The organism is Blastococcus sp. TF02A-35 (assembly GCF_004571075.1).
Classification (GTDB): Bacteria; Actinomycetota; Actinomycetes; order Mycobacteriales; family Geodermatophilaceae; genus Blastococcus.
Genome location: NZ_SPQP01000002.1, coordinates 104677 through 118831 on the forward strand (window position 1 = coordinate 104677; position 14155 = coordinate 118831).

General features: G+C 75.2%; 10 protein-coding genes. 5 read left to right on the top strand and 5 right to left on the bottom strand.

Annotation, left to right across the window (positions count from 1 at the left end; genetic code table 11):
• Positions 1-37 precede the first annotated feature (37 nt).
• Complete coding sequence (locus tag E4P43_RS01415; protein ID WP_167759012.1) at positions 38-4069, top strand: S8 family serine peptidase; 4032 nt, start codon at positions 38-40, stop codon at positions 4067-4069.
• A gap of 49 nt (positions 4070-4118) precedes the next feature.
• On the opposite strand, the gene E4P43_RS01420 is transcribed toward E4P43_RS01415, so the two are convergent.
• From E4P43_RS01420 to E4P43_RS01440, 5 genes are all read right to left on the bottom strand, one after another.
• Positions 4119-5876, bottom strand: coding sequence for an acetyl/propionyl/methylcrotonyl-CoA carboxylase subunit alpha (locus E4P43_RS01420; RefSeq protein WP_135143631.1), 1758 nt, complete (start codon positions 5874-5876; stop codon positions 4119-4121).
• A gap of 111 nt (positions 5877-5987) precedes the next feature.
• Positions 5988-7346 (bottom strand): acyltransferase, encoded by a 1359-nt coding sequence (locus tag E4P43_RS01425; protein ID WP_135143632.1) that lies wholly within the window; start codon positions 7344-7346, stop codon positions 5988-5990.
• A 143-nt stretch (positions 7347-7489) separates the two neighbouring features.
• Complete coding sequence (locus tag E4P43_RS01430; RefSeq protein ID WP_245158871.1) at positions 7490-8092, bottom strand: nucleoside triphosphate pyrophosphatase; 603 nt, start codon at positions 8090-8092, stop codon at positions 7490-7492.
• 2 nt (positions 8093-8094) lie between these two features.
• Complete coding sequence (locus E4P43_RS01435; RefSeq protein WP_245158872.1) at positions 8095-8319, bottom strand: acyl-CoA carboxylase subunit epsilon; 225 nt, start codon at positions 8317-8319, stop codon at positions 8095-8097.
• Positions 8316-9944, bottom strand: a complete 1629-nt coding sequence (locus E4P43_RS01440) for an acyl-CoA carboxylase subunit beta (protein ID WP_135143634.1) — start codon at positions 9942-9944, stop codon at positions 8316-8318. Before E4P43_RS01440 ends, E4P43_RS01435 begins: the two co-directional genes overlap by 4 nt.
• A gap of 284 nt (positions 9945-10228) precedes the next feature.
• Here E4P43_RS01440 and E4P43_RS01445 point away from each other — a divergent pair, with 284 nt between their 5' ends.
• From E4P43_RS01445 to E4P43_RS01460, 4 genes are read left to right on the top strand one after another with little or no spacing between them, the layout of a single operon-like run.
• A complete protein-coding gene (locus E4P43_RS01445; RefSeq protein WP_135143635.1) occupies positions 10229-11197 on the top strand; it encodes a decaprenyl-phosphate phosphoribosyltransferase in 969 nt (322 codons plus the stop codon).
• Positions 11190-12554: an FAD-binding oxidoreductase gene (locus tag E4P43_RS01450; protein WP_209313668.1), complete on the top strand. Its 1365-nt coding sequence runs from the start codon at positions 11190-11192 to the stop codon at positions 12552-12554. The genes E4P43_RS01445 and E4P43_RS01450 overlap by 8 nt, the downstream gene beginning before the upstream one ends.
• Positions 12551-13306, top strand: coding sequence for a decaprenylphospho-beta-D-erythro-pentofuranosid-2-ulose 2-reductase (locus E4P43_RS01455; protein ID WP_135143636.1), 756 nt, complete (start codon positions 12551-12553; stop codon positions 13304-13306). Before E4P43_RS01450 ends, E4P43_RS01455 begins: the two co-directional genes overlap by 4 nt.
• Before the next feature lie 22 nt (positions 13307-13328).
• On the top strand, positions 13329-14153 hold the full coding sequence (locus tag E4P43_RS01460; protein ID WP_135143637.1) for a biotin--[acetyl-CoA-carboxylase] ligase: 825 nt from the start codon (positions 13329-13331) through the stop codon (positions 14151-14153).
• Positions 14154-14155: the final 2 nt, after the last annotated feature.

Genomic DNA, 14155 nt, shown 5'->3' on the forward strand with positions numbered 1-14155 from the left:
CGTCAACAACGGACGGTCCCGTGCCGATGATGGCGCCGTGCCCTCCGTCATGACCCGTCCGCGCCTGGGCGCGGCCCTGGCCGGGGCGCTCGTCCCCGCCCTGCTGCTGCTCTCCGCACCCCCGGCCGGAGCGGCCGACCAGGTCGTCCTGGACGTGCTGAGGATCGTCGACGGCCGCTACGTCGTCGAGACGGTGGGCGTCGCCGCGGCCACCGCCGACGCCACCGAGGCCTCGCTGGAGGCGCGCGCCGACGTCGTCGACGCCGGGCCCGCCGTCACCTACCGGGTGCAGGGAGCCGTCGACCCCTGGTGGGAGGCGGACGACCCGCAGGCGGTCAGCCGCGTCCGGGACGTCTGGCCGCGCACCCGGGGCGCCGGCCAGGTCGTGGCGGTCCTCGACACGGCGGTCGAGACGACGCACCCGGACCTCGCGGGCGCCTTCGTGCCGGGCACCGACACCACGGGCCTGCCCGCCGACCCGTCGGAGTCCCACGGCACCGGTGTGGCCGGGGTCGTCGCGGCCCGGGCCGACAACGGGCAGGGCAGCGCCGGCATGGCCCCCGAGGCGCGCATCATGCCGATCCGGGTCTGCACCAACACCGACTGCTCGTCGGCCGCCGTCGCCCGCGGGATCCTCTGGGCCGCCGACCACGGCGCCGACGTCATCAACATGTCCCTCGCCGGCGCCGGCTACTCCGACGTGACCGCCGTGGCCATCCGGTACGCCCTCGACAAGAACATCTCGGTCGTGGCGTCGACCGGCAACGACGGGAACAACGGCAACCCGGTGATGTACCCGGCGGCCAACAGCGGCGTCATCGCCGTCTCGGCGACGACCCCCACCGGTGCGGTCGCCGACTGGGCCGTGCACGGCTGGCAGGCGGACATCGCGACCGTCGGGGAGTCGCTCCTCGTGCCCCTCCCGGGCGGCCAGTACGGCTGGGCGAGCGGGACCTCCTTCTCCGGGCCGGCCGTCGCCGGCGCGGTCGCGCTGCTGCGTGCCGCCCGGCCGGGCATCGCCCCCGAGCAGGTGCAGGCGGCGCTGCAGGCCGCGGCCGACACCGCCGGCGGCTGGGACCGTGCCTGGGGCGCCGGTCGGCTGGACGTCCCCGCGGCCGTCGCCGCGGCGGAGCGGACGGTCCCGGCCGTCACCGCCGTCCCCTCGGCGGGGAGCGTCTCCGCCAGCTGGGACGCCGTGCCGGGTGCCACCTCCTACGCGGTGCGGGTCGACGGCGTCCAGCGGGCCACGGTGGCGGGCACCACCGCCACCGTCAGCGGGCTCACCGACGGCAACCAGGTCGCGGTCGACGTCATGCCGAGCAACGGCCAGCGGGGCCGACCGGTGCTCGCCACCGTCGGGGCCGGCGCGCCGGCGACCCCGGTGCTGCACTCGGCCACCCTCGGCGGGACCAGCAGCAGCGCGTCGGTCACGCTGTCCGCGTCGGTGAACGGCACGCCGAGCAGCCGCTACTCGGTCCTGCGCAACGGGGTGAGCATCGGGACCTACACCGTCAGCCTCTCCGGGACGCCGCGGTCCTTCACCGTCGGCATCGGCGCGATGCCCGCGCAGGAGACCCGCTGGCAGCTGCGGGGCGCGGACGACCTCGGGCGGACCACCGCCGACTCCAACGCGGTCGTGACGGGCAGCGGCCGCCCCGCCCCGCCGGGCGCGGTCGCCGGCCTGGCCGGCCGGGCCGACGCGGGGAGGGTCTTCCTCACGTGGGACGACCTCGGCAGCGCCTACACCTACCGGGTGACCCTGGACGGCGCGGTCGTCGCCGAGCCCCCGACGGCCGGCGCCACGCTCTCCGCGCCCGCCGGCGTCGCGCGCACCTACGCCGTCTCGGCCGTCGACGCCTGGGGCCAGGCCGGTCCCTCGCGGCAGGTCAGCGTCACCGCCACCGGTGCCGCCGTGCCGGGCGCGCCCACGCAGGTGACGGCGGCTGCCGGGGACCGCAGCGCCGCCGTGACGTGGGCCCCGGCCGCCGCGAACGGCAGCGCGGTCACCGGGTACACGGTCACCGCCGCACCGGGTGGCGCCACGGTCAGCACGGGCGGCGCCACGAGCGCGACGGTCACGGGCCTGACCAACGGCACCGCCTACACCTTCACGGTCACCGCGACCAACGGCGTCGGCACCGGGCCGGCCTCCGCGCCGAGCCCCGGCGTGACCCCCTCGTCCGCCGGCACGGACGCCATCGAGGCCGCCTACCAGCGGGCCGGTGGCGCTGCGGGGCTGCTCGGCTCCCGGCTGGGGCCGGTCAGCCACGTCGCCGACGGGCTCGTCCAGGTCTACGCGCGCGGCCGGGTCTACTGGTCGCAGGCGGCCGGGGCGCACGTGGTCCGGGGCGCGGTCCTGACCCGGTGGCTGGCCGTCGGCGGCCCGTCGGGCGCCCTCGGGTGGCCGGTGGCCGGTGAGGAGGGGGTCGCCGGTGGCGCTCGGGCGCGGTTCGCCGGCGGCTCGCTGTTCTGGTCGGAGGCGACCGGCGCGCAGATGGTCCGCGGGGCGATCCTGGCGCGCTACGAGGCGGCCGGCGGCCCGGCGGCGCTGGGCTTCCCGGTGGCCGACGACGGTGCGACGGCGGCCGGGGACGGATCCCTCGTCCGGCTGCAGCGGGCCGTCATCTACTGGTCGGAGGCGACCGGTGCGCACGTGGTGCGCGGCGCGGTGCTGGCGCGGTGGCGCGAGCTGGGCGCCCAGACCGGGCTGCTGGGCTTCCCGGTGGCCGACGAGGAGGCCGTCGCCGGTGGTGCCCGGGCGCGGTTCGCCGGCGGCTCGCTGTACTGGTCGGAGGCGACCGGCGCCCAGATGGTCCGCGGGGCGATCCTGGCGCGCTACGAGGCGGCCGGCGGTCCGGCGGCGCTGGGCTTCCCGGTGGCCGACGACGGCGGGACCGCGGCGGGCGACGGTGCCCTCGTCCGGCTGCAGCGGGCCGTCATCTACTGGTCGCAGTCGACCGGCGCGCACGTGGTGCGCGGCGCGGTGCTGGCCCGGTGGCGTGCACTGGGCGCCCAGACCGGGCTGCTGGGCTTCCCGGTGGCCGACGAGGAGGCCGTCGCCGGCGGGGCCCGGGCGCGGTTCACCGGCGGCTCGATCTACTGGTCGGAGGCGACCGGCGCCCAGATGGTCCGCGGGGCGATCCTGGGCAAGTACACGCTGGCCGGCGGGCCGGAGGCGCTGGGCTTCCCGGTCTCCGACGAGCAGGGCGTCGCGGGCGGTGCGGTCGGCCGGTTCACCTCCGCGTCGATCTACTGGTCGGAGAGGACCGGGGCGCAGGTCGTGCGGGGCGGCATCCTGAGCCGCTGGCTGTCCGCGGGCGGGCCGTCGGGGATCCTCGGGTTCCCCGTGGCCGACGAGCAGGGGGTCGCCGGTGGCGCGGTGGGCCGGTTCGCGGGCGGCTCGCTGTACTGGTCGCCGTCGACGGGCACGCGGGTCGTGCGCGGGGCGATCCTGGGCAAATACCTGGTGGCCGGCGGGCCGGAGGCGCTGGGCTTCCCGGTCTCCGACGAGGAGGGCGTCGCCGGCGGTGCGGTCGGCCGGTTCACCTCCGCGTCGATCTACTGGTCGGAGAGGACCGGGGCGCAGGTCGTGCGGGGCGGGATCCTGAGCCGCTGGCTGTCCGCGGGCGGGCCGTCGGGGATCCTCGGTTTCCCCGTGGCCGACGAGCAGGGGGTCGCCGGTGGCGCGGTGGGCCGGTTCGCGGGCGGCTCGCTGTACTGGTCGCCGTCGACGGGCACGCGGGTCGTGCGCGGGGCGATCCTGGGCAAGTACCTGGTGGCCGGCGGGCCGGAGGCGCTGGGCTTCCCGGTCTCCGACGAGGAGGGCGTCGCCGGCGGCGCGGTCAGCCGGTTCACCGGCGCCTCGATCTACTGGTCCGAGCGGACCGGGGCGCAGGTGGTGCGGGGCGCGACCCTGAGCCACTGGCTGGGCACGGGCGGGCCGTCGGGGGCGCTCGGCTTCCCGACCGGCGACACCGTCGCCCGGGGCGGGGGCGGGTTCGAGACGAGCTTCGCCCGCGGCCGGGTCGTCGACCACGGCGACGGCCGGGTCGAGGTCCTCACCAGCTGAGGAGAGGGCCCTCGGGCCGCCGGTTGGGTCCGGCGGCCCGAGGCCTCGCTCAGTCCGTGATCTCGCAGATGACGGCGCCGCTGGTGACGGCGGCACCCACCTCGGCGGACAGGCCCGACACCGTGCCGGCCTTGTGCGCGGTGATGGGCTGCTCCATCTTCATCGCCTCGAGGACGACGACGAGGTCACCCGCCTCGACCGTGGCGCCGTCCTCGACGGCGACCTTGACGATCGTGCCCTGCATCGGCGAGGTCAGGGAGTCGCCCGACGCGGCCGAGCCGCTGCCGCCACCGCCGCGCTTGCGCGGCTTGGCCGCCGCCCCCGCGGGAGCAGCGCCGCCACCGCCGGCGGCCAGGCCGGCCGGGAGGGAGACCTCCAGGCGCCGGCCGCCCACCTCGACGACGACGGTCTGCCGCGGGGCCTGCTCGTCCTGCTCGGCAGGTGCGGCGTCGTACGGCGGGACCTGGTTGTCCCACTCGGTCTCGATCCAGCGGGTGTGGACCGTGAACGGCTCGGTCGTGAACGCCTCGTCGCGGACGACGGCGCGGTGGAACGGGATGACCGTGGGCATGCCCTCGACGACCAGCTCGTCCAGGGCCCGCCGCGCGCGCTGCAGCGCCTCCTCGCGGGTGGCGCCGGTGACGATGAGCTTGGCGAGCATCGAGTCGAACGCGCCCGCGACCTCGCCGCCGGTCTCCACGCCGGAGTCCCAGCGGACGCCGGGCCCCTGCGGGATCTCGAGGCGGTTCACCGGGCCGGGGGCCGGCATGAAGTTGCGCCCGGCGTCCTCGGCGTTGATCCGGAACTCGATGCTGTGCCCGCGCGGCGTCGGGTCCTCGGTGATCTCGAGGGGGAGGCCGTCGGCGATGCGGAACTGCTGGCGCACCAGGTCGATGCCGCTGGTCTCCTCCGAGACCGGGTGCTCCACCTGCAGGCGGGTGTTGACCTCGAGGAAGGAGATCGAGCCGTCCGCGCCGACCAGGTACTCGACGGTGCCGGCGCCGTAGTAGCCGGCCTCGGCGCAGATCGCCTTGGCCGACTCGTGGATGCGGGCCCGCTGCTCGTCGGTGAGGAACGGCGCCGGGGCCTCCTCGACCAGCTTCTGGTTGCGGCGCTGGAGCGAGCAGTCGCGGGTGCCGACGACGATGACGTTGCCGTGCTGGTCGGCCAGCACCTGGGCCTCGACGTGCCGGGGCTTGTCGAGGAACCGCTCGACGAAGCACTCGCCGCGGCCGAAGGCCGAGACGGCCTCGCGGACGGCGGAGTCGAACAGCTCGGGGATCTCCTGCTCGGTGCGGGCGACCTTGAGCCCGCGGCCGCCACCGCCGAACGCCGCCTTGATCGCGACGGGCAGGCCGTGCTCCTTGGCGAACGCGAGGACCTCGTCGGCGTCCTTGACCGGGTCCTTGGTGCCGGGCACGAGGGGCGCGCCGGCCTTGGTCGCGATGTGCCGGGCCTGCACCTTGTCGCCGAGGGCGATGATCGCCTCGGGGGAGGGGCCGATCCACGTCAGCCCGGCGTCGATGACCGCCTGGGCGAAGTCGGCGTTCTCCGAGAGGAAGCCGTAGCCGGGGTGGACCGCGTCGGCGCCGGACTGCTTGGCGGCGTCCAGGATCTTGTCGATCACCAGGTACGAGTCGCCGGGGGTGGTGCCGCCGAGGGCGAAGGCCTCGTCCGCCGCGCGGACGTGCAGCGCGTCGCGGTCGGGGTCGGCGTAGACCGCCACACTGGTGAGGCCCGCGTCCTTGCAGGCACGGGCAACACGGACGGCGATCTCACCGCGGTTGGCGATCAGGACCTTCTGCACCAGTGCTCCTTCGTCAGACGTGTGCTGGACTCTAGCCAGCGCGGCCCGACCGTGATCGCCCAGGTCGCCCTCGCGAGGGATCCTCGCGGGGCCCGCTGCGGGGCGGGTGCCTCAGCCGAGCGGCACCCGCGGGGTGGCGCTGTGGCGAGGCGGGGCGGCGTGCCGCCGGTGCGGGGGGTGCGTCGCGTGCGCGCCGTGCGAGCCGTGCGCGGGGAGGTGGCGGGCCCGGGGCGGGGGGACCGAGCCGGCCAGGGGTCCGGGACGTGCGCCGATGGCGGGCATCGACTCGGTCACCGCATCGGCCGGGAGGGGCCGCTCGGCGGCCCGGGCCGGCTCGGGTGCCTTGGCGGCGGCCTGGTTCGAGCGGCGCACCTTCTCGTTGATCGGGCACTCGATCCACCGGTAGAAGGCGAACCCGGCACCGACGGCGACGGCGACGCTGAACAGGAGCACGAGGTCGGCCAGCGGGAGGCCCATCGCCGGGACGCGGGCGTACACCGCGGCCAGGAAGAGGAACACGAGCGGGTGCACCAGGTAGAGCGAGTAGGAGCTGTCGCCCAGGCGCCGGGCGAACTGCCCGGACGGGGTCACCGGGCCCTGCGCGGTGGGCAGCAGGGCGACGAAGACGAAGAACAGGGGGAGGCCCCACATCAGCACCCGCTCGGCGCTGGTGGTGGCGTCCAGGACGCCGCGCGCCTCGGAGACGGCGCCGAAGCCGACCGCGGCCTGGTAGAGGAGGTACCCGGCCGCGACGGCGCCCAGCACCCACTGCACCACCCGGGCCCGGTTCAGCAGGCCCTTCTCCCAGAGCCGGTAGGCGACGATGCCGAGGACGAACTCGAGCATGATCGGGTTGGTCACCCAGCGGAGCAGGAAGTGCTGCGGGTCGGTCGCCATGCCCACCGCGACGGCGAGCACGATGAAGGCCGCCAGGATCTCCGGCCGGCGGCTCAGGCCCAGGACCACCAGCGCCGCGACGCCGAGGTAGAAGGTGAACTCGAACGACAGCGACCAGCCGACCTCGAGCACCGGGATCGTGTAGCCGAGCCCGTCCACGACGGGCACGAAGAGGACCGCGTTGGCCAGGGCCCGCCACGGCAGCGGGTGCGGGGCGCCGAAGAAGGCCTGCAGGCAGATGAACAGGCCGCACGCGATGAGGAACGGCGGGGCGATGCGCGCCCAGCGGAGGCGCAGGAAGCGCCGGGCCGCCACGGAGCCGGACAGCCGGGTCACCGACAGGGCCATGACGAAGCCGCTGATGATGAAGAAGAGGTCCACGCCGATCGCGCCGAAGTTCTCCAGCGCGCCGAGGCCGACGATGTGGGAGGTACCGAGGTGCGGGTTGACCTGGACGAGGTCGACCGCGTGGGCGAAGACCACGAGGGCGGCCGCCACGCCGCGCATGATCTGGATGCTGTCCAGCCGGCGCTGGCCGGTTGTCGGCTGCGACTGCGCGGTTCTCAAGGCCACGGCGCAACGGTAGTTGAATCGTTACCAAGAGCTACCCCACGCCACGGCGTGTCGGGAGGGCACTCTTTGTGCGTCCCTGACCAGCATCCGGCCGTGCGTTGGCAACCCCCACCGAGCCGGTCCCCGCGACCTGCGGGAACGGCTCAGCGGTGCCAGAGGTCGGTGATCGTGAGGCCGCGCTTGCCCAGCTGGGTGCGGAGCACCGTCAGCGAGAGGCCGACGACCGCGGCCGGGTCGCCCTCCACGCGGCGGACGAACGGTGCGCCCAGCCCGTCGAGGGTGAACGCGCCCGCCACGGCCAGCGGCTCGCCGGTGGCCAGGTAGGCCTCGACCTCCGCCGGCGTGGGCTCGGCGAAGTAGACGACGGTGGAGGCCACCGCGATGTCGCGGCCGACCACCACGCCGTCCTGCACGTCGAACAGCGCCTGGCCGGTGTGCAGCACGCCGGACCGGCCGGCCATGCGCCGCCACCGGTCACGGGCCTCGGCGGCGTCGGCCGGCTTGCCCTGCGGCCTGCCGCCGAACTCCAGCAGCGAGTCGGCGCCGATGACCAGGGCGTCGGTCTCCCGCTTGGCGACCTCGGCAGCCTTGGCCGAGGCCAGCAGCGCGACCTGCTCGGCGACCCGGGGCGCGGAGTAGGCCGACTCGTCGACCCCGCTCACGACGACCTCGGGGGCGAGCCCGGCCTGGCGCAGCAGCGAGAGGCGGGCGGGGGAGGCCGAGGCCAGCACGAGCCTGCGGTCCACGGTCACTGGGCGAACCTCCCGGCGGCGCGCCAGCCACCGGGGCCGGCCTGGGCCGGCCGGCGGTGCGCGTCGGCGTAGGACGCCCACGCGCCGACCGGGGTGGGCCGGCGGCGGGACCGGCGCTGCGACAGCGCCGCCACCACCACGGTGAGCGCGGCCAGCTCCTCGGCGCTGGGCTCGCCCTTGACCACCCGGAGGAGCGGCCGCACCGGCTCCTGCTCGCTCACAGCGGGATGTTCCCGTGCTTCTTCGGCGGGAGCGTCTGCCGCTTGTTGGCCAGGACGCGCAGCGCCTTGGTGACCTGCACGCGGGTGTGCGACGGCGGGATGACGGCGTCGACGTAGCCGCGGTCGGCCGCGATGTAGGGGTTGGCCAGCGTGTCCTCGTACTCCGCGATCAGCTCCGCGCGACGGGACTCGGGGTCCTCGGCCGCGGCCAGCTCCTTGCGGTAGAGGATCCCGACCGCGCCCTGGGCGCCGACGACGGCGATCTGCGCGGTCGGCCACGCCAGGTTCACGTCGGCGCCGAGGTGCTTGGAGCCCATGACGTCGTAGGCGCCGCCGTAGGCCTTGCGGGTGATCACGGTGACCTTGGGGACGGTGGCCTCGGCGTAGGCGTAGATCAGCTTCGCGCCGCGGCGGATGATCCCCTCCCACTCCTGCGAGGTGCCCGGCAGGAAGCCCGGGACGTCGACGAAGGTGAGCACCGGGATGTTGAAGGCGTCGCAGGTGCGCACGAAGCGCGCGGCCTTCTCGCTGGCGTCGATGTCGAGCGTGCCGGCGAACTGGGTGGGCTGGTTGGCCACGACGCCGACCGGCCGGCCCTCGACCCGGCCGAAGCCGATCAGCAGGTTCGGCGCGAACAGCGGCTGCACCTCGAGGAACTCGCCGTCGTCGAGCACGTGCTCGATGACCTGGTGCATGTCGTAGGGCGTGTTCGCCGAGTCCGGGATGAACGTGTCGAGCTCGAGGTCCTCCTCGGTCAGCGCGTCCGGCAGGACGGTGTCGACCGGGGCCACCTCGACCGCGGGCAGCGGGTCGAGGTTGTTGCTCGGGAGGTAGGACAGCAGCGCCTTGACGTAGTCCAGCGCGTCGTTCTCGTCCTCGGCCAGGTAGTGGGCGACGCCGGACTTGGTGTTGTGCGTGCGCGCGCCGCCGAGCTCCTCGAGAGAGACGTCCTCGCCGGTCACGGTCTTCACGACGTCGGGGCCGGTGATGAACATCTGGCTGGTCTTGTCGACCATGACGATGAAGTCGGTCAGGGCGGGGGAGTAGACGTGCCCACCGGCGGCCGGCCCCATGACCAGCGAGATCTGCGGGATGACGCCGGAGGCGTGCACGTTGCGCTGGAAGATCTCGCCGTAGAGGCCGAGGGAGACCACGCCCTCCTGGATGCGGGCGCCACCGCCCTCGTTGATGCCGATGACCGGGCACCCGTTCTTGATGGCGAAGTCCTGGACCTTGACGATCTTCTCGCCGTAGACCTCGCCGAGGCTGCCGCCGAAGACGGTGACGTCCTGGCTGAAGATCGCGACCGGGCGGCCGTCGACGGTGCCGTACCCGGTCACCACGCCGTCGCCGAAGGGGCGCTTCTCGCCCATCCCGAAGTTGGTGGACCGGTGCCGGGCGAACTCGTCGAACTCGGTGAATGAGCCCGGGTCCAGCAGCGCCTCGATGCGCTCGCGGGCGGTCATCTTCCCCGCGGCGTGCTGCTTCTCCACGGCGCGCTCGGAGCCTGCGTGCTGCGCCTCCTGCACCCGGCGCTCGAAGTCGGCAAGCTTGCCGGCGGTGGTGTGGATGTCCACGTCGTCGGGGACGGTCTCCCCGGCGCTCTCCAGTTCGGCGGCACTCACGCGTCCTCGTTCTCCTCGCTGGCGCTCGTCGGCCGCCGGGGCGGCGCTGCTGTGCTCGGGCGTGACCTCGCAGAACGGGCCACGGGTTCCGTAGCGTAGGGGAGCGCCCGGGGACCTTCCTGCCGGCGTCCCACCGTCCGCCCTGCTGGGGTGACGACGGCCACCCGGACGGGGGGAGGGCGGCTGTCGCATCGACCGGCGGACGTGCACCATCCCTGGGCGGAGCGGGCCGTCGTCGTCCCGGTCCGCCGCAGCGGCACGACCCCCGCGAGAGAGGCCTGAGGATGTCCGACCCAGCGACGCCGGTACCCCCGGCGCGGCTCGTGGACCCGGGCGTGCGGGTGGCCCCGTCCGGCCCGCCGCCGGCGGGTGGGCCGCGGGGCTCGCTGCCCCGGGGCCTGGTGCGCGCCGTGCGTCCCCGCCAGTGGGTCAAGAACGTGCTGGTGCTCGCCGCGCCCCTGGCGGCCGGCCGCATCCTCGACCCGGACGTGCTGGGGCCGGCCCTGGTCGCCCTGGTGCTGTTCTGCCTGGCCTCGGGGGCGGTCTACCTGGTCAACGACTGCGTGGACGTGGAGGAGGACCGCCGCCACCCCCGCAAGCGGCTGCGCCCCATCGCCTCCGGGCTGGTGCCGCGACCGCTGGCGCTGGCCCTCGCGGTGGTGCTGGCCGGTGCCGCCCTCGCCGGGGCCGCCGTCCTCACGCGGACCGGCCTGGTGTGGGTGCTGGCGGTCTACCTCGTGGTGCAGCTGGCCTACTGCCTCTGGCTGAAGAACCAGCCGGTGCTCGACCTCGCGGTGGTCGCCTCCGGGTTCCTCCTGCGCGGGGTCGCCGGCGGCGTGGCGGCCGGGCTGCCGCTGTCGCAGTGGTTCCTGCTGGTCGCCTCGTTCGGCTCGCTGTTCATGGTCGCCGGCAAGCGCTACTCCGAGCTGGTGGTGGTCGGCGACGGCGCCCAGACCCGCCGGACGCTGCAGGAGTACTCGGCGAGCTACCTGCGCTTCGTCTGGAGCCTCTCGGCCGGCGTGGCCTGCACCGCCTACAGCCTGTGGGCCTTCGAGATGGGGGAGACGCGGTCCGGGGTGCCCTGGCCGGCGCTGTCGATCGCGCCGTTCGTGCTTGGGATCCTGCGGTACGCCGTCGACGTCGACAAGGGCACCGCCGGCGCCCCCGAGGAGATCGTGATGCGCGACCGCGTGCTGCTGGTGCTCGCCCTGGTGTGGGCCGTCACCGTGGGGGCGGGCGTCTTCGGTGGCTGACCCGCGCACGGCCGAGGAGGTGCTCCTGACCGGCTGGGGCCGCACCGCGCCCACGCCGGCGAGGCTGGTCGCCGTTCACGGCCCGGAGGACGCCGCCGCCGTCCTCGCGGCGCGGACGCCCCGGGGCGTGGTGGCCCGCGGGCTGGCCCGGAGCTACAACGACGCCGCGCAGAACGCCGGCGGGCACGTCCTGGACATGACCGCCGCCGACCGGGTGCTCGACGTCGACCTGGCCGCCGGTGAGGTCGAGGTCGAGGCCGGCATCTCCCTCGACCGGCTCATGAACCTCTTCGTGCCGATGGGCCTGTTCGTCCCGGTCACCCCGGGCACGCGGTACGTGACCGTCGGCGGCGCGGTCGCCGCCGACATCCACGGCAAGAACCACCACGTGGCCGGCACGTTCTCCGAGCACGTCGCGTGGCTGGACCTGCTCACCGCCGACGGCGAGGTCCGCCGCGTGGGGCCCGACCGCGACCCGGAGCTGTTCTGGGCGACGGCGGGCGGGATGGGGCTGACCGGCGTGATCCTGCGGGCCCGCATCCGCATGAAGCCGGTCGAGTCCTCGCGCATCGTCGTCGACACCGACCGCACGCCCGACCTCGACTCGCTCATGTCGCTCATGGCGGGGACCGACCACCTCTACGACTACTCGGTGGCCTGGATCGACTGCGTGGCCCGCGGTGCGCGCATGGGGCGCTCGGTGCTCACGCGGGGCCGCTTCGCCCGGCGTGACGAGCTGGCGCCGGAGCAGCAGGCCGACCCGCTGCGGTACTCGGGCCGGGTCCGGCTCTCCGCGCCGGGCGTCTTCCCGCCCGGCCTGCTGAACCCGGCGACCGTCGCGGCGTTCAACGAGGTCTGGTACCGGAAGTCGCCGCGCCGGAAGCGGGACCAGCTGCAGACGATCGGTGCCTTCTTCCACCCGCTGGACGGCGTCGGCAGCTGGAACCGCGTCTACGGCCCCCGCGGCTTCGTGCAGTACCAGTTCGTCGTCCCCGACGGCCGCGAGGAGGCGATGCGCCGGGCGCTGGAGCGGATCAGCAGGTCCGGGCACGCCTCCTTCCTCGCCGTCCTCAAGCGGTTCGGCGAGGGCAACCCGGGGATGCTGTCCTTCCCCCTGCCCGGCTGGACGCTGGCACTGGACATCCCGGTGGTCAGCGGCCTGGCCGCCCTGCTCGACGAGCTCGACGAGCTGGTCGTCGGTGCGGGCGGGCGGGTCTACCTCGCCAAGGACCCGCGGGTGCGGCCCGAGGTGCTCGAGCAGATGTACCCCCGACTCGGGGCGTTCCGGGACGTGCGCCGGCGCGTGGACCCCGAGGGCGTCTTCACCTCAGACCTGGCCAGGAGGCTCTCCCTGTGATCGACGCCCTCGGTTCCGTCGGCTCGCTGCTGCTCGTCGGCGGCACCTCGGACATCGCCGTCGCCACGGCGCACCGGTACCTGCGGGAGCGGCCGCTGCGCGTCGTCGTCGCCGCGCGCGACACCCCACGGCGCTCGGCCGTCGCCGAGGAGCTGCGGGCGGCCGGCGGCCGGGTGGAGGTCGTCGACTTCGACGCCGACGACCCGGGGTCGCCGGCCCGGGCGGTCGCCGAGGCCGCGGCCGGCGGTGACATCGACGTCGCGGTGGTCGCCTTCGGGCAGCTGGGGGACGCCGAGCAGTTGCGCACCGACGCGGCGGCCGCGGCCCACCTGGCGCAGGTCAACTACGTCGCCGCCGTCGCGGTCGGCACCGAGCTGGCCGGCCGGATGCGCACCCAGGGCCACGGCGAGATCGTGGCGCTGTCCTCCGTCGCCGGGGAGCGCGTCCGCAAGGCCAACTACGTCTACGGGTCGACCAAGGCCGGGATGGACGCCTTCTACTCCGGCCTCGGGGACTCGCTGGCCGGCAGCGGGGTCTCGGTGCTCGTCGTCCGGCCGGGCTTCGTCCGGTCGAAGATGACCGAGGGCATGCCGGACGCCCCGCTGGCCACCACGCCGGAGGCGGTGGCCGAGGCGATCGTCGCCGGCGTCCGCGGCGGCCGGCACACGATCTGGGTGCCGGGGGCCATGCGCTGGGTGATGAGCGGGCTGCGGCACACGCCCCGGGCGATCTTCCGGCGCCTGCCCTTCTGAGCCGCTGGCTACCGTTCCTCCCGTGAGCGACCCCACCTCGCGCTGGTCGGACCTCGAGCGCCCCGCCCTCGACGCCGCCGCGCTGCAGTCCGCCCTGACCCGCGACAGCGCCCTGTGGCGCTCCGTCGAGGTGGTGGAGGAGATCGGCTCGACCAACGCCGCGCTCGCCGCCGCCGCGGCCGACGGCGCTCCCGAGGGCACCGTCCTGGTCGCCGAGCACCAGGTCACCGGGCGGGGCCGGCTCGACCGGGTGTGGACCTCGCCGCCCCGGGCCGGGGTGACCGTCTCGTTCCTGCTGCGTCCCGACGTGCCGGCCGCCCGGCGGGGCTGGCTGCCGCTGCTCACCGGCGTGGCGCTGGCCGAGTCGGTCCGCGACGTCACCGGCGTCCTGTCGACCGTGAAGTGGCCCAACGACCTGCTCGCCCGCGACGGCCGCAAGCTGGCCGGGATCCTCGCCGAGGCCGTGCCGGGGGGCGTGGTCGTCGGCGTCGGCCTCAACGTGTCGACCTCGGCCGCGGAGCTGCCGGAGACCGGGACGTCGCTGTCGGTGGTCACCGGTTCGACCGTCGACCGCGGGCCGGTGCTCCTCGGTCTCCTGCGGGCGGTCGAGCGGCGCTACCGCGGCTGGGTGGAGGCCCTGGGCGACCCCGTCGTCTCCGGGCTGGCCCGTGACTACCTGGCGTGGTCCTCGACCGTGGGCAGCACGGTCGAGGTGACGATGCCCGACGGGTCGGCGCTGACCGGCACGGCCCGGGCGGTCGACTGGGACGGGCGGCTGGTCCTGGACACCCCCGAGGGCACCGTGGAGCTGGCCAGCGGCGACGTCCGGCACGTCCGGAGGGCGTGAGC

Coding starts and splice junctions, on each gene's coding strand:
- E4P43_RS01445 (WP_135143635.1), top strand. CDS start 10,229: ATGTCCGACCCAGCGACGCCGGTACCCCCGGCGCGGCTCGTGGACCCG.